The organism is Colwellia demingiae (assembly GCF_007954275.1).
In the GTDB taxonomy this organism is placed as follows: Bacteria; Pseudomonadota; Gammaproteobacteria; order Enterobacterales; family Alteromonadaceae; genus Colwellia; species Colwellia demingiae.
Map to the genome: position 1 here is coordinate 327,167 of NZ_VOLT01000003.1, position 20,967 is coordinate 348,133.

A 20,967-nucleotide genomic window follows, 5' to 3' on the forward strand; every position below is an offset into this window, starting at 1 on the left:
TCACGTTAAGTTACTCTGTAGAATAATTATTTAGATTAGCTACTCTATAATATAGAACATCTAATTTAATTTTCAATTAGAAAACTTTTTTGCCGTTACGAACGAAACTAGGTTTTGTAACCTGAACTTTAATCAGTTTTTTACGCATTTCAACTTCGACTGTATCGCCTACTTTCACGCTACGTGGAACACGTGCTAAAGCAACACTGTGGCCTAACGTTGGCGAGAAAGTTCCAGAAGTAATTTCACCATTGCCAAATTCAGTCACTACAACTTGGTGTGAACGAAGCACACCTTTTTCTTCTAGTACTAAACCAACAAGCTTAGGTTGATCACCCGCTGCTTTTTGTGCTGTTAATACGTCACGACCGATAAAGTCACGGTCTGTAGGTTCCCAGCTGATTGTCCACGCCATGTTAGCGGCTAATGGAGAAACAGTTTCGTCCATATCTAAACCGTAAAGGTTCATGCCAGCTTCTAAGCGTAGTGTATCACGAGCACCTAGACCACAAGGAACTACACCTTCGTCTAATAGCTTTTGCCAAAAATCTTCAGCTGAACTGTTTGGTACTATAATTTCGTAACCGTCTTCACCAGTATAACCTGTAGTGGCAATAAATAAATCACCTACTTGCACACCAAAGAATGGTTTCATGCCTTCAACAGCTTCAATTTGCTCTGCTGTTAATAGTTTAGCTACTTTTGCTTTCGCTTCTGGGCCCTGCACGGCAAGCATGCCAAATTCAGGACGTTCAGTGATAGTGATATCAAAACCTGTAGATTGCTTAGTCATCCAAGCAAGATCTTTTACACGTGTAGCTGAGTTAACAACTAAACGGTAATCAGTATCTGAGAAGAAGTAGATGATTAAATCATCAATCACGCCGCCTTCTTCGTTTAACATACCTGTGTATAACGCTTTACCCGGTGTTGCTAACTTAGCAACATCGTTAATCACTAAACGACGTAAGAAAGTTTTTGCATCTGCGCCTTGCACATCAACAATCGTCATGTGTGAAACATCAAACATGCCGGCATCGGTTCTTACTGCGTGATGCTCTTCAATTTGAGAGCCGTAGTTGATAGGCATATCCCAGCCAAAGAAATCAACCATTTTTGCGCCTGAAGCTAAATGCTTTGCATGTAATACTGTTTTATTAGTCATGTGTTCCACCTAAGAATTTACAAAGTTAACTGATTATAGCTGTCACTTACTGTTGATTCAACAGAAAAATCCAAATTTTTAAAATATAAACCCAAGTTTTATTCAAAATCAGAATTATATTTTCAAAACATCCGCATTACAAAATTAATGTCATTATTGGCTCGGTGATATAGGCATAGAACAAATAAAAGCCAATAAGATTTTATGGTCGTTCTTCTTGAAGATGCGTTTTTTAGGACTATTGAGCGACTAAAGCTCAAGATCTCGTCTTTTAAATGGATAGTTTTTTAATAAATATGACAAGAATAATTTGTCTTCTCAGGCCTTTTTGAATAGTTAAGTGAGCAATGCTTTATATTAGCTTGTTGATTTCGACCTAGACGTTATCTAGGTGCAGCTTATTGGAAAGTGTAGACGGTAGAGGAAGAACTTGATGAGTTAATGCAGGAGAAACTTCAGTAAAAGCCTTATTTACCGGCGTTACTAACTCTAGTTGAGGCCTGTATATTATTTAATTTGGGTATAACTATGTTGCTATACCCTGGCAAGTGATCTTCTTATTAGCCTTTCTATTACTTTATCTATTAGCTGATCTGTTAACTGATTTATTAACTGATTTATTAGTAACGTTACAGTGCGTCTTTTTGATAAGCGAGTTCTGGAAGGTCTGCTTTAATACCTAATGCTTGTGCGATAAGGCGGTTTTTAGCAGGGGCAAAGTTATTAAGAATATTCATGCCGACACCACGTAGTAATTTAACGGGTGATTGTTGCGGAGCAAAGGCTTGTTTTATGCCAGCCATCGCAGTGATCATTTCAGTGGCTTCACTTTTACGCCAGCGAGAGAACGCTTTAAGATCTGAGGTATTAACGAGTTCAGCATGGCTTTCATCATGTTCACTAAGTTTTGCAGTTAAGGTTTGCGCTAAGGCCGCGGCATCAAGTAAGCCTAAGTTAACGCCCTGCCCTGCAAGTGGATGTATGGTATGAGCAGCATCGCCAATAAGCACTACGCGGTCTTTAACAAAGTCTTGTGCTAAACGCATGGTTAATGGATAAGTAAAACGCTCACTTTTAAGGGTAATATCACCTAATTTACCGTCACTGGCTGCCGTTAACTCTTTAGCAAATTCAATGGCATCAAGCGCGATTAAACGTTTTGCATCCTCTGGAGAGGTCGAGTAGACGATAGAACATAAATTATTTACCGAGTCAGCTGAGCCCTGTGTCGACAATTCTGATTTTCCTGCCTTTACAGACTTTAGCGGTAAAAAGGCTAATGGGCCTGTCGGTAAGAAGACTTGCCAAGCTGTATTTTTATGGCCTTGTGGACATTCTACAGTCGCAACAATAGCGTGGTGGTCGTAATCTTTAAAGATCATCGCCATGTTCATTTGCTGACGTACCCACGAGTTAGCACCGTCTGCGCCAACGACAAGTTTAGCAATAATAGGTGCTGTTGGTGTGCTGCTGCCATTACTTGCAGAGTTATGAACAGCAGAATCATGAGAACAGGGTTCATTGGCAAAAGTGGCAAATACTTCACTGTCACCTTGACTAAGGCTGGCTAACTTATTGTCATTAAAAAAGTGAATACCTTCGTCAAGTTCAGCTTGTTGCCATAATGCGTGGCGAATCACTTTATTTTCGATGATCCAACCAAGGTTATCTTCCGAGGGGAAGCTAGCACTGTCCTTGGCTGAAAAGTCGAGTTTCCCTAATCCAGCTTTATCCCAAACATGCATGTGCTGATAATCTTGTACTCGGCTGTTTTCAAGAGCAGACCAAACGCCTAAGTTAGCAAAGATATTTTTACTGGCTACATTAATAGCACTCACTCTAACATCTATATTTTCATCAAGTTCAGGGACAGCTAAGGTATCTACCATGGCAATTTCTAGCTGGCTATTTTTACGTAAAGCTAACGCAAGCGTTAAACCCACCATGCCTGCACCGACAATTAACACATCAAATTTTTGCATTTTCTCTCTTCTTGAATTCAAATAATGTCACATGGACTCTTAATTAAGTGACCACGGGGATGACGCCTATCTATAGTCGAGCAGCGTTCACTGCGATAGATAACACCATCATGTTTGAGATTAAAAACACCAATACTTGCAGTCGTCATCCTCGAAATGTTTGTTCGAGGATCTAGTGTTTTCTCTATTTCTTGTCATATTAACTCTGGCTAATCTAATAACCCATAGTCTTCTTAACCAAAGCATCTTTAAGCGGCGAAATAACATTAAGTGCTTGTAAGCCAATATTTCGGCCAACGACTAATGGAGGTAAATCATTCGCAAACAATGTTACTAACGAATCAGTTAATTGAATAACTTGCTGCTGATCTTTAGCTCTATTCATTTGGTAACTATGTAATAAGGCAAAATTACCAATATCTTCTCCTGCTGCCAAGGCGTTTTTAACGAGGTCAGCCATCACCGCAACATCGCGTAAGCCTAGGTTAAAACCTTGCCCGGCAATGGGGTGAATAGTATGTGAGGCATTCCCCACCAACGCCATGCGGTGATAGGTTTGCTGTTGTGCTTGTAATAACACCAAAGGGTAAGTATCACGTTTACCCACATGCGTTATTGCGCCGAGGTAGCTACCAAATGCGCGCTCTAACTCAACTTTAAAATCATCATCACTTAAGTGTTTAGTTTCTGCTGCTTGCTCTGGCGTCATCGTCCAAACTAGTGAGCAACGTGATGCACCAGCAGCTGAGGACTTTGCCTTTAATGGTTTTAACGGAAGCATGGCAATAGGGCCAAACGGGGTAAACCGTTCAAATGCTTTATGATGATGTGCTTTGCTGGTTGAGACATTAGCAATTAATGCGACTTGCTGATAATCATCACAAGTGACGTCAATATTGGCGAGCTTTCTTACCGGTGACTGAGCACCATCACAACCAAGTAGTAGCTTTGCTGACAAGATTTTACCTGAGTTAAGCGTAACCTTTACCTGTGCCTTGTCAGTATCGCTAGTGTTGTTATCTTGCCAATTAATGTCAGCTATTGAATCTGGGCTAAACCAGTGAATGTTCTTTTTTACACCAGTGCCATTTGTGGCTTTGATCGTATGGTCACTTAGTGCTTTTAATTGCCCTTTACCAATAAGTGCCATTTCGATGACATAACCAAGGGCATTAACGCCATATTCTTTTGCCGTTAACCTTGCTTTGGCAAAGTGACCACGATCAGAAATATCAATATCCGTAATTGCACTGGCATCATCTTTTAGATATTGCCATGCACCAAGCTTAGCTAGGTATCTAGCGCTACCGTGAGATAGTGCTAAAACACGTTCATCAAAAAGAGAACTTTCATCTGCTGAGCTGGTTTGACTAAAAGGTTGGGCTTCAATAATAGCGATGGATAATAAGCTACCATCGCTTTTAGAAAGTTGACTTAAACTTAACGCCATTAAGCTACCAGATAAGCCGCCGCCTGAGATAATGACATCAAAATGTTGGTTACTGTTTTCCATAGCGTTCATCTTATTATTGATAGTAGTGTTCGTATTAGTAATGCTATTAGCGTTTTATCGTTAACGTAAGTTAGCCGTTGCCATGATTTTACTGAAATTGTGCTAGCACTTTATTGATGTAGCCACGTAAATGAATAAAATATAAGGCTTAACAAATTCTCAGAGAAATTACCTGGTAAAGTCGCAGATAAATTATGCTGTCACTTTGATCATCAAAGCTTCAATGTCTTCAATCGTTTGTGGCGAATTAGCTGTAAGGTTTTCAAAACCCGTTGCAGTTACGGCAATATTGTCTTCAATACGTACACCAATACCGCGCCACTTTGCCTCGACACTTGAATCGCTCAGTGGAATGTAAATACCCGGTTCGATAGTCATGACCATACCTACTTCAAAGGCGCGGAGCTGTTCTCTGTCGGTATTAATATAATAATCACCAACATCATGAACATCTAACCCTAACCAATGACCAAGGCCATGAATAAAGTATTCTTTTACTTTTTTATCGCTAATTAGTTCGGTTAAATCGCCTTCAATTATGCCTAAACCCACTAAACCTTGCGTTAAAAATGCATTAGTTAATACATTTAACTTGGCAAAAGACATACCCGGCTTAATGGCGTTGATAGCAAGGTTTTTAGCATCGAGCACTAATTGATAAATGGCTTTTTGCTCAACGGTAAATTGTCCGTTAACTGGGAAGGTACGGGTAATATCTGCGGCATAACCCGATAATTCAGCGCCGGCATCAATAAGTAATAACTCATTATTTTTCAATACATCGCTGTTATCGGTGTAATGAAGAATATTGGCGTTATCACCGCCAGCAACAATACTGGCATAAGCTGGGTGTCTAGCACCATGGCGAGCAAATTCATGAAGAATTTCGGCTTCCATTTGGTACTCAAATTTGCCCACTTGGCATTTTTGCATAGCACGTTGATGTGCTAAGCCAGATATATGATTCGCTTGGCGCATCAAGGCCAATTCATTCTCTGTTTTAATTAAACGTAACTCTGCAACTATAGGATCAGCATCCGCAAGATGTTGTGGTGTTTTAGCTCCCTGACGTAGGTTACTTTTAACTTGTTTTAACCAAGTAAAAACTTGCGCAGCAAAATCATGATCATTAAAACCAAACAGCACTTGGTTTTTACCGTCAAGATAATCAGGCAGTAGGTTTTCAACATCTGTTACTTCAAAACTTTCATCAACACCATAATCTTGCACAGCTTTGATTTGACCAATGCGTCTGCCCTGCCAAATTTCATGTAAGGCATCTTTAGGTAATGAGAATAAAATAGACTTATTTTGGCCTTGTTCATTTTTAAGTAAAACTAACAAAGCATCAGGCTCATTAAACCCCGTTAAGTAGAAGAAGTTTTTATTCTGACAAAACGCATATTCGGTATCGTTACTGCGGGTAAGTTCACTGGCAGCAGGAAACAGTGCAATACTATTATTTGGCAATTTAGCCATGAATGCAGCGCGATGTTTTGCATAGTCACTTAATGGTAACTGGCTCATTGGTAATTTACTTAACGGTACTTTACTTAAAGGTGTTTCATTTAAAGGTATAGTGGTCATGTAATATTCGCGCCTATTCAATGTTGTGCTTATTTTGCTAGAGGTAATTATTGACTGTATTTCGTTAACAGTTATTTGAAAGTACTTTGCAAACCGTAAAGTTAGTGAATTATCTTTTTGTCTGTGTTGTTGCTTTCATTATTTGGCGGTGTCGCTAGTTCGCTAAAACATAATAAAGCAGAGATTCGAACATATTCCCCAATTTCAAAATACGCTTGCTCAGTATCTTCATCTTCTTCCATTTCATCAGATAAGTTAGCAATTTCTCCAAAATCAGTCAGTACTTCTTTAACTTCGTCAGAAACAACTGGACTATCTTTTTGCTGTAAACCAAATCCTAAGTTAAAACCTTGCACCCAAACACTTAGGGCATGACCACGTTCAGCGATAGAATCATCGTCATCGGGTAGTAAAAGGTTAAAGCTATAACTGTCATCTAAAATGCTGCTCCACAATTCACTATACATTTGCTTGAGTGCTTTTTTAACTGCGGTTGGAAAGCCATCACCCTCATTAAATAAATCATGTAGCATGGCTACATAACCTTGATCTTCAAATTCAAAACCAGCACAAACTAACCCTGTTAATACACCATGAAGTTCACTGGCATGGGACTTTACATCTTCGCTAGTCAAAATGGCTTGCATCGTAGCAAAGTCGATTAAGTTATTGTCGGTATCGTTATTTGAGGTTATTTCAGTCATGATTTACTTTCTATACTTGCAGGGAGTTATGGGAAGTAATGGTATCACTGCCGAAAATGACAGAAAAGGAAAATAACAGAAAATGACCATAAAGCGCGCTATTTACTTGCATAGGGAGCTCAGCATCGCTATCATTAAAAATAATAAGCCAAAATAGCTTTGATCTTACCTATATTATTAATAATACTTGGAATTTTGTGTAAATGTCGCAACGAACCGTAGAAATCAACATTGTTGATCGCAAGCTAAAAATAGCTTGCCCAATAGGGCAAGAAACCGCCTTATTATCTGCGGCGCAAGAATTAAGTGATCGTTTAATCAAAGCTGGTGCTAGCAAAGTAATCAGTACTCCAGAGCAAACCTTAGTGATGACAGCCTTAAATTTGGCAAATGATTTACTGAAAGCTCAACAGCAATTAAAAATTGAACAAGAAGATAATCAACAAAAAATTATGTTATTGCAATCAACTATAGAACAAGCCCTTTCCCATACAAAGAAAAAAATCGCTTAATCATTAGTCGCTTACTCTTTACATCCCCTCTCAGTACTTTTTATTTCCTTCGCCTACCTTGATGGTAGTTAAAGCCTAAAAATAAAACAGAACGAATAAATACTCATCACTCAACTAAAAATTACAAAATAAAGCTTATTCGATGATATTTTTTTCGCTATACTAAGTTTGTCTTCTGGGGTGTTTGTGTGTGAACTATGTCCCTGAGCCGATAAGTTTTACCTAAGGAAGTTGACTATTAACTTTTGCGCAAGCCCGGCTCGTATCGGGAAGCCTACGGTTAGCATGATATTTCCGCCCTGAACACCCGGTGTTCAGGACAAATGTGAGCTGCGGCACCTTGGAAGCGACTTTCCCTCTTTAAATGTTTTCCCCAAGAATAATCAAATATCAGTGATATTTCCGCACAACTCTAGAGAAGCACCCAGTGTTCAGGACAAATGTGAGCTGCGGCACCTTGGAAGCGACTTTCCCTCTTTAAATGTTTTCCCCAAGAATAATCAAATATCAGTGATATTTCCGCACAACTCTAGAGAAGCACCCAGTGTTCAGGACAAATGTGAGCTGCGGCACCTTGGAAGCGACTTTTCCTCTTTAAATGTTTTCCCCAAGAACAATCAAATATCAGCGATATTTCCGCGTAATGCTTTGAACAACATGCCACAACCCTTTGTCTTATCCTTTATGCTCAGATCAAAAAAGGGAAAAGCTTTCACTTTCCCCTTTATTTAATTACCTACACTCACAAGCTTAAAACATTAGCTAAACAACGAATTTATCAGAAACCTGATTAAGCTCTTGAGAGAGATATTCAAGCTCTTCAAACTTTTCTCTAGAAACGGAAGAACCTTCACCAATTTCTTTTGCGAGGCTAGCAATGCCAGTAATGCTTTCAGCTACCTGACTAGCAACATCTGATTGCTCAGAAGCAGCGGTTGAAACGTGAATATTCATTTCTGTTAGCTCCTTTATTGACTCTGAAGTAGAATCAATAAGACCTCGAATGGCTGACATCGCGTCAGACACCGCAGCTCTTTTATCTGCAGATTCGCTCATATCTTGAATAGTACGTTGAGAGCTATTTTTCAAACTGTCTAAAATATCTGAAATTTCAACAGTACTTTGTTGAGATCTTTGCGCTAAAGTTCGAACCTCATCGGCAACAACAGCAAAACCTCGTCCTTGCTCACCGGCACGCGCAGCTTCAATAGCAGCATTTAACGCCAGTAAATTTGTTTGTTCAGAAATCCCTTGTATTACACCAAGTACAGAGTTAATTGATTCTACATTACTACCGAGATCTTGTACTGAATGTTCAACATTTTCGAGTAATAAATTGAGTTCATTCATGCGCTGATTTGAAGAGTGCACTTGTGTAAGAACATTTTGCATTTCTTTTTCAGCTTTTTCAGCTGAAGTACGCGTCACTTCAGCGCTATTAGCAATTTCTGCTGATGTTGAAGCCATTTCCTCAACGGCGCTAGCAACTTGTGTCGTTTCTTGCATTTGTTGATCTGAAGAATCTTCGAGTCTACGTTGACGTTCTGTTGATTGAACCGCCATCTCAGCCAAGTTGACACTGGTTTGTTTAATATTACGAATATCACCACCGAGTGCTTTTAGAAAGCGATTAAAGTTATTCGCAATATCACTTAAAACATCAATAGGACTATTAACTATAGTCTGCGTTAAATTTCCTTCACCATTTGCTAAAGCTTCCACGGATGAAGATAAGTTTTTAAGGGCACTGTAAATGAGTTTAATAGCAAAGGTAACGATAAAACCGACAATTAGCGCAATAATCAGTGTGGTTACTAGGCTTTTAGTAATATTACTACTTTGAGAAGCAGAAATTGTTTCATCAATAGAAGCGATAACTTCGTCCATAGAATCAATATAAAATCCTGTTCCTATCATTAAATCCCATTTATCTATATAAATGGCGTAGCTATATTTAGGTGAAGCTTCAGTTTCATTTAGCTTAGGGAACCAATAAGTATAAAAGCTGCCACCTTGTTTACTTTTTTGAACTAAATCTCTAATAATATATTGACCCTGTTTATCTTGAAGGTCCCAATAATTTTTACCAATCCCTGCAGTTTTATTACCCATCAATACTCTTTCGCCATCATTTTTGTAGGCAAATATATAACCAGAGCCTTGATCGAAGGTCAGGTGAGATAACATTTTTAACGCCTCATCATAACCTTCGGTGCCTGATTGATTAACATAAGGTTGGATAAGAGACTCGACTGAATCAATAATTGCTTTTAAGCGGTCTTTTTCAATAGTTAATATCGTTTTTTCAGTTAATTTAGTGACATCTTCACCAAAACTATTAAGTGAACTGAACTGAAGATATAGCCCCAATAAAGCAACAAATAAAAATGGTATAAATGCTAATGCATATATCTGTACTCTAAGTGATTTGAACATAATCCTACCTAAATTAAATTACCGAAAAAATTGAAATTATACACTAGAATTTTAGTACTTAAATACGCAGTTAGTCTAAAGTAATGCATTATTATGTAGAATATTAGAGCGTTAAGGCTATTATTGATTCACCTTAAAGCTCTATCATTCTCATTGCCGCTAAAACGTTATTTACCATAGACCATAGAAGGTAACCACAAGGCAACTTCTGGGTACATAATTAACGCCCCAAGACCCAATAATTGCAATATTATAAAGGGTACTACGCCTTTATAAATGTCGGTTAGTTTGATTTCTGGTGGACAAACACCTTTTAAATAGAACAAAGCGAAACCAACAGGTGGTGTTAAAAACGAAGTTTGCAGCGTAACGGCGATTAACATGACAAACCAAACTAAAACAGGTTGATCTAATCCGTTAACAGCCCCTATGCCAAAATCTAATCCCGCAACAACAGGAGCCAATAATGGAAGTACTATTAAGGTGATTTCTATCCAGTCTAATAAGAAACCTAATAAAAATACGATGGCAAGAATAACAAATAACACGCCATATGGACCAAAAGGTAACCCCGTTAACATGCTTGATATAAATTCATCGCCACCTAATTCGCGTAAAACCAATGAAAAAATGGTTGCACCAATAAAAATGGCAAAGATATAAGCCGTCGTTTTATATGAGGCCATCAACACTTCGTGAAATACTTTGAAATTAAGTTTCTTATTCATTGCAGCTAAGATGGTTGCACCTAATGCGCCAACACCACTAGCTTCGGTCGGTGTGGCAATACCTGCAAAAATAGAACCTAATACCGCAATAATTAATACAAGCGTTGGCAGTATAGCTTTGAAGACTTCTACTAATACTTTTGCTGTCAGTGGGCGGCGATTTTCTGGAGCAGGAGCGACTTCAGGTTTAAAGAATGATAAGCCTAAAATATAAGCAAGATATACTACACCTAACATTAGTCCTGGGAATACTGCGGCAGTGAATAAATCGCCAACAGACAGCGCTAGTTGATCAGCCATGATTACTAACATAATACTTGGTGGTATTAAAATACCTAAACAACCCGCACTACACACAATACCTGTAGCGAACGTTTTTGAATAATTTTGCTTCATCATGGCAGGAATAGATAACAAGCCAAGTAATACAACAGAAGCACCGATAATGCCAGTAGAGGCAGCTAAAATAATGCCTATTAAGGTTACCGTGATACCTAAACCACCACGAACACGACCAAAAAGCTCTTGCATTGCCATCATCATGCGTTCAGCAACGCCTGATTTATCGAGCATTAATCCCATAAAAATAAACATGGGCAAGGCAACCAACACCCAGTTTTCCATTAAAGAAAATATCCGGGAAACAGATAGACCTAGCACATTTAAATCAAGGCCGGTAAACGTATCCAAATGCAGATCTGACAGATAGCCTATACCACCAAATAGAATACCAACACCAGCTAGGACATAGGCGATTGGAATACCAGTAAATAGAAAGACAATGAAGGTTAAAAACATGCTGATAACTAGAATTTCATTAATAGCCATGATCACGTCTCCTTTTGGGTTATGGTAATAATATTTCGGAACATACGTGCGAGCACAGCCATAGCTAACAAGATAAAACTTGCAGGGATCGCCGCTTTAATTGCCCATCGAAATGGCATACCTAAGGGTGAAGATGAACTTTCGCCAAGCATGTATGAATTGGCTACATAATCGAAACTATTAAATAAAATGACAAAAATGGTTGGAAAGATAAAAAAGACTGCACCAAATATTTCCCACTTCAGTACTGTTTTAGGTTTCAGCATTGAGGCAACAACGTCGACTCTTACTTGTGAGTTAGTTATTTCGGCATACGATAAACCGAACATGATACCTATTGCATATAGATGCCATTGAATCTCTTCAAATAAAATCAGTCCATTGTTGAAGCCGTACCGCATGGTTACATTAAGGATAATGACAGCAATTAATAACGCTGAAGACCAACAACAAACAGCAGATACTTTAAGAATAATGGCCTCAAAAATGTCGGCTGTTTTTAACATTGATCGTGCTACTGAGTTGGTAGGCTTAGAAAATGAATCAGTCATAAGATTCTCCTAATTCAATAAAAAACCTAGAACCCGAAGGCTCTAGGTTGTGCAAGTAATGGGAGTTACTGCACGTAAGTAAGCTGGTATACCCGTTCCACTTGAAGCTGCATGCTTCAGCTGGAATTAGAAACGCCTTTAGGCAAGACATTGATTGAAGAGAATGGTTGTTCCATTGTCTAAATCAATAACGCAGCATAAATCGTTTCTAAAACAGCCCTTTGGGGGAAGGCTGGGCAAATCATACTCTGCGTTACCTTTCTTTTTAAGGGAATAACCCTTAATAAAAAAATGTTCCTTAAGTATGAATAGCTCAGACTTCCTGAAACGAGCATCTTCAAGTGGATCGGGTATAAACTTAAAGGCTCGGTTTTGGGCGGGGTAAGAAAGCGTTTGATTCCCATAAATCGTAAGATTTACGGAACTTAGCTAAGTCATCATGTATTTTCTTGAAGGCAGGATCTTCTGCCGATTGTTCAATAACAACTTCATCCCATTTAGTTTTAAACGTCGTTAGCATTTCAGGCGACCAATATTTGTTTATTACGCCATCTTCAACATTTTGCTTCATTACTGGTGCTTGAACTGCTTCACCAAGTGCAATAGATTCTAACGTTGCTGATTTACATAAGTGCTCAATCACTGATTGTTGACGTTCACTCATCTTCTTCCATGTATCTTTATTGATAATGAGTTCCATCATCGTGGCTTGTTGATGCCAACCAGGGAAGTAGTTATATTTAAGCAGTTTCTTTAAGCCTATACGTTGATCAACAACCGGCATTGAAAACTCAGTGGCGTCAATAACACCTTTTTCAATTGCTGGGAATATTTCGCCACCAGGTAAACCAACGGTACTAACACCCAATTTTTCCATGACAAGAGCGCCTAAACCGAAGAAACGCATCTTTAAACCAGCTAAGTCTTCAGGTTTGTTAATTTCGTTTTTAAACCAACCAGAAGTTTCAGGAGCTAAAACACCACACACTTGCACTTTTACATTGAGGTTGTTGTCATCATACAACTCCTGATGCAATTTATTGCCGTTGCCATGATAGAACCAAGCTAAATATTCAGGCGCTTCTGGACCAAAAGGAACTGCTGAAAATAAACGAGCCGCGGGGATTTTTCCGCCCCAGTTACCTGCTGTTGCATAACCAGCTTGTACTTTACCTGTAGATACCGCATCAAGTATTTCTTTCGGGTTAACGAGTTTATTAGGCTCGTAAATTTTCATTTTTAACGTGTTGCCACTTAATGTCTGAATATTGTCAGATACATACTTAATCGTTGAACCTAAGCTTGGTAGTACCGAGTTATAATAAATAGGCGTCTTAAGAAGCATTTTCTTTTCAGCCATAGCAGCACCTGAGAAACTGCCTGCAATTAAAGTACTTAATAATAATAAAGGAAATTTTTTCATCGTCTTTCTCCTGTAGTGTTTAGTGAAAAATTAAAGGACGTATTTTGCTGTGAATTGTAAGTAGTTTGAGTTTTTATTGACTGTCGACATTTCAAAATTACCGACTTCAACACCAAAAGAAAGTTGCTTAGTGTAATTTTTGAATAGATTAACTGCCACGTGGTTATTTTTAACGTTACCTAGATCAGTATCAGTGGTGCCGTAATAAACGGTTGAACGCATATCTTCAGTCCAAAAATGACGGTAAGAAGCCATTATTGATGTTGATTGTTCTGCTTCTTCACCGACTAAATCTCGTGCAGTAACTACGCTAACATAACGGCCAGTTTTGCCACCGTGTACTTGGAAACGGAAATCATCTTTGCCGAAAGTTTTAATACGACCAGCAACACCAAAACCAGCAGCAGACACTGTATCGCCACCAACAGTATTTAATTGACGTGCTAAACCTGAAACTGACACATTACCCCAGTCACCTTTAAAGGTGTATTTAGCAATAAAATCTGGTATTGAATCTTGGGTGTTATCACCTTTGTCTGAATGTGGATTTTCTAAAGATACTTGTAAGCCGCCATTTGTATAACGAATCTGACCTTGTCTGATGAATGACTCAGCAACTAAAGGCCCACCGAAATCAGCAGATTCAGGTATAGCACTGGTATTCATAAAGGTGGTCCATGTTTGACCCACAGTGATATTTTTATATTTTATGAACGCGTGACGTAATCTAGGATGTGATGAGTTTGAAATAATTTGGTTGCCACCACCACCGTAAAAATCTAATTCAATAAAGCCAGTAACATCACCATGAATATATTTGGCATTAAAACGTGTTTCATTAGCTGTAAATTTGGTTGTTGAAATATCATCTGTAACTGAGGCAGCGCCAATCCAGTAATCATTGCCCGTTGCAGGAGCGCTTACATCACCACTAACAGTACGTATGTCTGCTTTGATGAAGCCACCGAAAGTAATAGAATCTTTATCGCCTAAATCAAACGTATAACCTGCATATGACGGTGCTGATACTATTGCTGCCAACATAAAACCGGATTTTATTATATTTTTCATTATTGTTACCTTATTTATTGAGACTTGGATGATTTGAATCATCTCGCTTAGTGCTAGGTATACAATATTGAAAATTATCTCTACGCGTAATCGGCGAATGTACGTATTTTTTCTACGTGTTTACACTTAGTTTTACCAAAAACCGGGCAAATACCGTTCAAAAAACCATCACAAATGCAAAATAACAAAGTAATTTAATTAAACACTTAGTTACTTGAGGAGATTGATGAGGAGTTTCATGACAAGTTATATGACGGAAATGAGATGAGTTTTGAATTGAATTGAATTATTGCGCAGTTAATAGAGCTGTTCGCTAACAATATAATGAATCATCAGCTTGTGCCGTTAATCTGGTGAGTGATGTATAGGTATATAGGATTAATAGACTTAACACAGTAGGAAAAATTCTCGCTAATTAAGCTGCCCATTATTTCATCACAGCGCCTTGAATTGAAATAGCTCAAGCACTCTGAAACATGCATCTTGATTAGTGACGGGTATATGCACACCTCAACTATCAGTAAATCAACATTAATTTATTAGTAAATAGTAGCTATTACATGCTTTTTGGAAATAAAAAATTAATCAATACGCCATTATTAAAGAGTCACATTAAGTATAGACTCAATAATCTGATTAAAAATTGACTGGTATAAATCAACAATCACTGCCAATACTTAAGTCAAAATTGACCGTCTATAGTTTTAAAACAATTACCATATGTTATAGCAAACGGTTTAATTTCTTCATCAAGTTGTCATTTATTTAGTGAGTTTTAAAAGTTATCACTCCATAAATAAATGAAAAGCGCACCTCATCAATAAAAGAACAAGTACGAAAAATTGCAGAGCTAGCTATAGTAATAGCAGGAGCGGTTAAATTGGCTTATCACATCATGCCAATATTGATTAGCAATCGTTAATCGATTACATGGATAAAGTAACACTATTAGAAGCTATTAATGAAAGTCACTATTTAAAGTGATTGGGTATAGTCATAGTCATGCTAAATAACATGACTTGAGAATAAGGGTTATTAAGTGAATATTAATTTAAAATTACAACTGGTTACTATTGTACCTTTGGTATTAGCGCTGGTTGCCGTGCTCATCTTTACACAAGTACAGTATCAGTCTTTATCTGAACAAACCGTTAATGAGTATCGTCATAGCGTGATGAGTCACCGTAAAGACGAATTACGTAACTACGTTGCACTCGCTGAAGGTGCTACAGAACATATTTATCGAAATAAAAATCTAAGTAATGAACAAGCGCAGACGTTAGTTAAGCAAGTATTATCTAATATGCGTTTTGGTAAAGACGGTTACTTTTTTGCTTATAACTTTGATGGAACGGCACTGCTCATACCTGGACAAGAATGGCGCATTGGTAAAAACTGGCTTGATCTTGAAGATAGAAACGGCGTGAAACTGATTCGAGGCCTTATTGAAAATGCAAAAGGTGGTGGTGGTTATCTTAACTATGTTTTTAATCAACCATCAAAAGGCGGCGAAGTTGGTAAAAAAATTGGTTATTCAAGAGAGTTAGAAGATTGGCAATGGATGATAGGCACTGGTGTTTATATTGACGACATTGATCAAGAAATTGCGGTGTTAAATGCTTCCATAGGTAAACATATTCGAAATACTTCAGTGATGACGCTTATTATTGGTTTAGTAGCCGTTATCACCATATTTTTTACCGGTCAATTTATTCGATTCAGTGAAAGGAAATTGGCTAATCGAAAATTACGTGAACTTAATGAACGTATTTTTCAAACGCAAGAAGAAGAATGTAAACGGGTATCACGAGAGCTACATGACGGCATTAGTCAAACGATTGCTGCAGCTCGATTCTCCTTAGAAACAGCACAGTTAAAACAACAAAACAATGATGATGCCAGTAATGAAATGGAGCGTTCCATGGAACTTATTTGCAAAATAATGGGTGATATCCGCGCTATTTCACATCAACTGCATCCAGGCTTGCTCGAAGATTATGGCTTAGGTGCGGCTTTAGAAGAGTTGGGTAGAGACTTTTCTCAGCGTACTGATATTCAAGTTGACGTAGAGCGTTTATCGCTTAGAAACATATTATCTACTGAAGTTAAAACCGCCTTATACCGAATTGCTCAAGAATCTTTAACCAATATTGAACGTCATGCCAATGCGTCAAAAGTTAGCATCACCTTGAAGCTAATGCCAAGTTGGTTAGTACTCGAAATTATTGATAATGGCCAAGGTTTTGATTATCAACGTTACGATAAGAGCCGAGACAAGAAAACTAAAGTTCATCAAGGTATTGGTCTGCGCAATATGAAGGAGAGATTAAGCTTTTATCAAGGAGATTTAACGGTTAAATCAGAACATGGTGGCACCAAAGTTTCAGCCCGCATACCGCAATCACAACTACGTTTTAACGCTAGTAATGCCAGTGAAAAATAAAATGAAAGAGAACATTATGATTAAAGTACTGTTAGTTGACGACCATCCACTTTTTAGAGAAGGGCTAAAACATCGTTTAAGTCTTGATGACAGCCTAGAGGTTGTTGGGGAAGCGGAAAATGGTAAACAAGCACTGGAGCTTATTAAAAGCCTTGATTTTGATATTGTTCTAATGGACATCAATATGCCTGAGATGGATGGCATGTATGTACTTGAATTGATTAAAGAGCAAGATTTAGATTGCAAAGTGCTTATGTTAAGTATGCATGACAATAAAGAGTACATTTTAGGAGCTATGCGCCATGGCGCCGATGGATACATTTTAAAAGATGTGCCTGGTACTGAATTAATAGAGGCCATTAAAAAAGTCATTTCAGGTAAACATTATTTCAGCTCAGAAGTTACAGAGATCCTTTCAAAAGAGCTCGCTGGCGAACAACGAGGCATTGTTACCAGAAGAGAACAATTGGTATTAAGACTGATTTCACAAGGCCTGAACAATAAGCGAATAGCGCAAGAATTAAACGTTAGCGTTCGCACGGTTGAAACTCATAAACGTAATATAAAGCAAAAACTTAGTATCGACTCAACGGTTGGTCTAATGCGTTACGCCATTGATTATGGTTTAGATCGCTAGAATTAAAGTACAGGAATTAGCGATTAATTAATTTCTCATGGGGCTTTAGTAATAGTATCTACTGAAGTGTCATGAGGGTTTATCGAATATAATATACAAACACACTATAGTGACCTGCGCTGCGAGACATACAATCAATGCGCCACTTTTGTCCTCTACTCTAATTACAATATTAACCAGATAACAACAACCTCCCCCTACTTAAGGCTAAATTATTTAGTCTTAATACTAATCATATTTCATTCATCTATTTCATTTACCTATTTCATCTTTTAATAATAATCCATATCAATATTATCGACATGTATACCCGTTCCACTTGAAGATGCAGGATTCAGCTGGAATTAGAAACGCCTTTAGGCAAGGCATTGATTGAAGAGAATAGTTATTCTATTGTCGAAATCAATAACACAGCATAAAGCGTTTCTAAACTAGCCCTTTGGGGGGAAGGCTGAGCAAATCATACTCTGCGTTACATTTCTTTTAAAGGGCGCTACATGGATGGTGTTATTAGAGAATGCAGGAGCATATTCTCCTGAATAACCCTTAATAAAAAAATGTGCCTTAATTATGAATCGCTCAGACTTCCTGAAACGAGCATCTTCAAGTGGAGCGGGTATAAATACTGTATTTTGTACTACTTAACTAATCTTGTTTTTTAACAAATGAGAGGATTTTAGTATGATAGTATTATTAGATATCCAGTCTAGGTATAGGGAGCATACATTTGTATAATCAGAAGAATGAAGAATTAATAGAGAGCTGGAATAAAACACTTGCTGTAGTTGCTAAACTCGCTTCTGTGCCTGTTGCTTTAGTAATGAAAATTGAAAAAAATAATATCACCGTTTTTAGTAAAAATACTGGTACGAGTGATAACCCCTATACTATTGGAAATTCTGAGTGTTTAAACGGCTCAGGGCTTTATTGTGAACAAGTCCTAAAATCACAAAAGATACTAAATATTCCCAATGCCCTTTGTGATGAGAACTGGAATAACAATCCTGATTTAAAACTTAATATGATTGCCTACCTAGGTCTGCCCATTGTCGACGATAACGGCAGCCTATTTGGTACCATTTGTATTTTAGACAGTAAAGAACATGTGTTTTCAAAAACAACCATTGGACTATTAGAGGCAATTAAACAAAGCTTTGAAGTGCAGCTAAAACTACTACATCAACAGCATATTATAGAAGAGAAACAAAAACTTGAAGAATTATCAGTTTTAATCAGTGGGCTTTCTCATGAAATCAATACCCCTTTAGGCATAGTAATAACGGCCACTAGTATCATTGAGTCAAACATTGAAAACATTGAGCAAAAATTAGCATCAAAATCTCTTAGTCAAAACACACTAGCTTTAGGTCTGAGTACCATTAAAGAAAGCGTAAATTTACTCAGTAATAGTCTTAATCATACCGCAGAACAAGTCAGTAAATTACAAGACCTTTTAATGTCTAATGATGTAAAAAATTATCAATTACTTGAGTTATCCTCTCTTGTAAAAAGCACGTTTAAAAAACATAAAGATATTCTTAATATCAATAATGTTAAGTATAAAGTCAAATATCAGGACTGCGATGATACGCAGGCTTTTATTGCACCTGACTTGCTGCAACAAGTTTTACTTATTCTCTGTAAAAACTCACTAGAGCATGGCTTAGTTGATATAGAGAGTCCTTCAATAAGCATTGAGTTTGAAAATTACCTCGATCTAATTACGCTGCACTTTAGAGATAATGGCCAAGGAATTACTAACAGCGAACATATAAAAATATTCAATCCTTTTTATACCACAAAGCGTGCGACGGGTAGCAGTGGTATAGGATTAAGTCTTGCCAAAAGAATCGTAACCCAACAGCTACACGGTGAAATATCCATACTGGACTCATCTCCTGGTGTTCACTTTGTTATAACCCTGCCTAAATTGGCTGACTTTTCCTCCAGCAAATAAATACGCTAAACGTTGTGTTATTTACGAAAATTTAGTTTTCAATTTTTACAAAGTCAGGTCGAGGTAAATTATCCAACATACTGTAAAGATAAATAACGATCAGTGTTAACGCTGCAGCAATAAAGAATAACCAAGACCCGCCAAGTTGGTCGAGAATAATACCACCGCCTAATGGCGCTATAGCATAGCCAAATTCATAAAATGAGGCAGCACCAAAGTAAGCACCACGTAAATGCTCCGGTGCCAAACGATCAATATGCACATTCATAGTAGGGAAAAGAATAGTTTCCGCTAAGCTCATCACGACAATCGCGCCAATCCATCCCCAAAAGAGCGTTAATGGATTTACCGCTAACCAAACTTGTGAGCACATCAACAACACTAGACCAACTTGTATTCGGCTAACCAATGATAAACTTGCCATTAATTTCAGTAATAAAAATTGCGTTGAAATGATGACTAACGCATTGGTAAAAATCATCGCTGAAATAAGCTGTAATAAGTCAGGAACTTTAGCTCGCGTTAAATATTGTATAAGCGAACTATCCATTTGTGCATAAATGAACATGCATAATATATTAGCAAAAATAAGACATTGTAATAACTTATCAGCAATCAATACCTTTAGTATTTGATTACTTCCACCACTTTTCGCTTTGATTTCAGTCTGATTTTTAGTTTCACTAGAGATACTATTTTTGTCACTCTCCACTGAATTGGCAGACCTTTGATTAGCTTTAAGTGATTTTTCATTCTCAAACTTGCTGTGTTGATGAAAACCCCACCATAAAAGCACCAATAAAAAGGCAAATGCTACCGCAGTAATATAAAAACTTGATTGCTCTCCTGTTAAGCCTAGCCACAACCCTAACATTGGGCCGACAGCACACCCGACATTCACGACAAAATACAATGACTGCATGGCTAGTTCGCGAGTGCCTTTATCATTGATGATATCGCCAATTAATGCTGACGTGAGTGGTCGCCATAGTGCGGTAGCTATCGAACACAAGGTGATCACCAGCGAATAACCGGCAATGGTATTCACCTCAGCTAATAACGAAAAAGAAATGATATATAAAATACCACTGGCATACATTAACTGGTGACGGCCAATTCGATCAGATAACGCGCTACCGACGAAACTCACTAACACTGAAATAACGGCAGCACTTGAAAGAATGAGCCCTACATGTGTAGCAGATAATGCAAATTTTTCATAAAGAATCACCGCTAAAAATGGCCATACCATGTAGTAACTACCACGAGTAATAAATGAGCCAAATAACAAAATCCACATTAAGGGTGGGAATTCTTTAAAGCGCTTTACTGAAACAACATTAGACATGAACTTCCTTAGACCGAACGGACCAACAAATGAGCTTTATTGGTCTTAATCAAGATAAAATTAAAATCAGCTATTACAAACT

General features: G+C 37.8%; 15 protein-coding genes and 1 other RNA gene. 5 read left to right on the forward strand and 11 right to left on the reverse strand.

Translation table 11 applies throughout. The features are described 5' to 3' along the window. Positions 1–76 precede the first annotated feature (76 nt). From gcvT to ESZ36_RS07110, 5 genes are all read right to left on the reverse strand, one after another. On the reverse strand, positions 77–1,165 hold the full coding sequence (gene gcvT / locus ESZ36_RS07090; RefSeq protein WP_146785575.1) for a glycine cleavage system aminomethyltransferase GcvT: 1,089 nt from the start codon (positions 1,163–1,165) through the stop codon (positions 77–79). Between the two features lie 629 nt (positions 1,166–1,794). Next, positions 1,795–3,147: a UbiH/UbiF/VisC/COQ6 family ubiquinone biosynthesis hydroxylase gene (locus ESZ36_RS07095; protein ID WP_146785578.1), complete on the reverse strand. Its 1,353-nt coding sequence runs from the start codon at positions 3,145–3,147 to the stop codon at positions 1,795–1,797. Between the two features lie 214 nt (positions 3,148–3,361). Next, the gene (ubiH, locus tag ESZ36_RS07100) at positions 3,362–4,660 is read right to left on the reverse strand and encodes a 2-octaprenyl-6-methoxyphenyl hydroxylase (protein WP_146785580.1); all 1,299 of its coding nucleotides are present in this window, start codon (positions 4,658–4,660) and stop codon (positions 3,362–3,364) included. Positions 4,661–4,852: 192 nt separating this feature from the next. After that, entirely contained in the window at positions 4,853–6,187 is a 1,335-nt protein-coding gene (gene pepP / locus ESZ36_RS07105; protein WP_146786151.1) for a Xaa-Pro aminopeptidase, read from the reverse strand. Between the two features lie 161 nt (positions 6,188–6,348). Next, complete coding sequence (locus ESZ36_RS07110) at positions 6,349–6,951, reverse strand: UPF0149 family protein (RefSeq protein ID WP_146785583.1); 603 nt, start codon at positions 6,949–6,951, stop codon at positions 6,349–6,351. Positions 6,952–7,154: 203 nt separating this feature from the next. On the opposite strand from ESZ36_RS07110, the gene ESZ36_RS07115 reads away from it, so the two are divergent. Both ESZ36_RS07115 and ssrS read left to right on the forward strand, forming a co-directional pair. After that, positions 7,155–7,463: a cell division protein ZapA gene (locus ESZ36_RS07115; protein WP_101153472.1), complete on the forward strand. Its 309-nt coding sequence runs from the start codon at positions 7,155–7,157 to the stop codon at positions 7,461–7,463. Positions 7,464–7,632: 169 nt separating this feature from the next. Beyond that, positions 7,633–7,814: non-coding RNA, 6S RNA (gene ssrS, locus ESZ36_RS07120), on the forward strand. 411 nt (positions 7,815–8,225) lie between these two features. On the opposite strand, the gene ESZ36_RS07125 is transcribed toward ssrS, so the two are convergent. The 5 genes from ESZ36_RS07125 to ESZ36_RS07150 form a co-directional block, all read right to left on the reverse strand. After that, complete coding sequence (locus ESZ36_RS07125) at positions 8,226–9,899, reverse strand: methyl-accepting chemotaxis protein (RefSeq protein ID WP_146785586.1); 1,674 nt, start codon at positions 9,897–9,899, stop codon at positions 8,226–8,228. A 167-nt stretch (positions 9,900–10,066) separates the two neighbouring features. After that, positions 10,067–11,455, reverse strand: a complete 1,389-nt coding sequence (locus tag ESZ36_RS07130; protein WP_146785589.1) for a TRAP transporter large permease — start codon at positions 11,453–11,455, stop codon at positions 10,067–10,069. Positions 11,456–11,457: 2 nt separating this feature from the next. Next, positions 11,458–12,006 (reverse strand): TRAP transporter small permease subunit, encoded by a 549-nt coding sequence (locus ESZ36_RS07135; protein ID WP_011042102.1) that lies wholly within the window; start codon positions 12,004–12,006, stop codon positions 11,458–11,460. A 358-nt stretch (positions 12,007–12,364) separates the two neighbouring features. Continuing rightward, a complete protein-coding gene (locus tag ESZ36_RS07145) occupies positions 12,365–13,429 on the reverse strand; it encodes a TRAP transporter substrate-binding protein (protein WP_146785591.1) in 1,065 nt (354 codons plus the stop codon). 30 nt (positions 13,430–13,459) lie between these two features. Next, positions 13,460–14,500, reverse strand: a complete 1,041-nt coding sequence (locus ESZ36_RS07150) for a DcaP family trimeric outer membrane transporter (protein ID WP_146785594.1) — start codon at positions 14,498–14,500, stop codon at positions 13,460–13,462. A 1,039-nt stretch (positions 14,501–15,539) separates the two neighbouring features. Between ESZ36_RS07150 and ESZ36_RS07155 the strand changes: the two genes are divergently transcribed. The 3 genes from ESZ36_RS07155 to ESZ36_RS07165 all read left to right on the forward strand — a co-directional run bounded on the left by ESZ36_RS07155 (position 15,540) and on the right by ESZ36_RS07165 (position 19,537). Further along, complete coding sequence (locus ESZ36_RS07155) at positions 15,540–16,943, forward strand: cache domain-containing protein (protein ID WP_146785596.1); 1,404 nt, start codon at positions 15,540–15,542, stop codon at positions 16,941–16,943. Positions 16,944–16,959: 16 nt separating this feature from the next. After that, positions 16,960–17,580, forward strand: a complete 621-nt coding sequence (locus ESZ36_RS07160) for a response regulator (protein ID WP_146785599.1) — start codon at positions 16,960–16,962, stop codon at positions 17,578–17,580. A gap of 727 nt (positions 17,581–18,307) precedes the next feature. Further along, on the forward strand, positions 18,308–19,537 hold the full coding sequence (locus ESZ36_RS07165) for a GAF domain-containing sensor histidine kinase (RefSeq protein WP_146785601.1): 1,230 nt from the start codon (positions 18,308–18,310) through the stop codon (positions 19,535–19,537). Positions 19,538–19,568: 31 nt separating this feature from the next. Here the strand turns inward: ESZ36_RS07165 and ESZ36_RS07170 are convergent, their stop codons facing one another. Further along, positions 19,569–20,885, reverse strand: a complete 1,317-nt coding sequence (locus tag ESZ36_RS07170; protein WP_146785603.1) for an MDR family MFS transporter — start codon at positions 20,883–20,885, stop codon at positions 19,569–19,571. Between the last annotated feature and the right edge of the window lie 82 nt (positions 20,886–20,967).

Excerpts from the sequence above, each read along its gene's own strand:
- ESZ36_RS07150 (WP_146785594.1), bottom strand. The coding sequence starts at position 14,500 with ATGAAAAATATAATAAAATCCGGTTTTATGTTGGCAGCAATAGTATCA.
- ESZ36_RS07135 (WP_011042102.1), bottom strand. The coding sequence starts at position 12,006 with ATGACTGATTCATTTTCTAAGCCTACCAACTCAGTAGCACGATCAATG.
- ESZ36_RS07110 (WP_146785583.1), bottom strand. The coding sequence starts at position 6,951 with ATGACTGAAATAACCTCAAATAACGATACCGACAATAACTTAATCGAC.
- ESZ36_RS07095 (WP_146785578.1), bottom strand. The coding sequence starts at position 3,147 with ATGCAAAAATTTGATGTGTTAATTGTCGGTGCAGGCATGGTGGGTTTA.
- gcvT (WP_146785575.1), bottom strand. The coding sequence starts at position 1,165 with ATGACTAATAAAACAGTATTACATGCAAAGCATTTAGCTTCAGGCGCA.
- ESZ36_RS07125 (WP_146785586.1), bottom strand. The coding sequence starts at position 9,899 with ATGTTCAAATCACTTAGAGTACAGATATATGCATTAGCATTTATACCA.
- ubiH (WP_146785580.1), bottom strand. The coding sequence starts at position 4,660 with ATGGAAAACAGTAACCAACATTTTGATGTCATTATCTCAGGCGGCGGC.
- ESZ36_RS07130 (WP_146785589.1), bottom strand. The coding sequence starts at position 11,455 with ATGGCTATTAATGAAATTCTAGTTATCAGCATGTTTTTAACCTTCATT.
- ESZ36_RS07145 (WP_146785591.1), bottom strand. The coding sequence starts at position 13,429 with ATGAAAAAATTTCCTTTATTATTATTAAGTACTTTAATTGCAGGCAGT.
- ESZ36_RS07170 (WP_146785603.1), bottom strand. The coding sequence starts at position 20,885 with ATGTCTAATGTTGTTTCAGTAAAGCGCTTTAAAGAATTCCCACCCTTA.
- ESZ36_RS07160 (WP_146785599.1), top strand. The coding sequence starts at position 16,960 with ATGATTAAAGTACTGTTAGTTGACGACCATCCACTTTTTAGAGAAGGG.
- pepP (WP_146786151.1), bottom strand. The coding sequence starts at position 6,187 with ATGAGCCAGTTACCATTAAGTGACTATGCAAAACATCGCGCTGCATTC.
- ESZ36_RS07115 (WP_101153472.1), top strand. The coding sequence starts at position 7,155 with ATGTCGCAACGAACCGTAGAAATCAACATTGTTGATCGCAAGCTAAAA.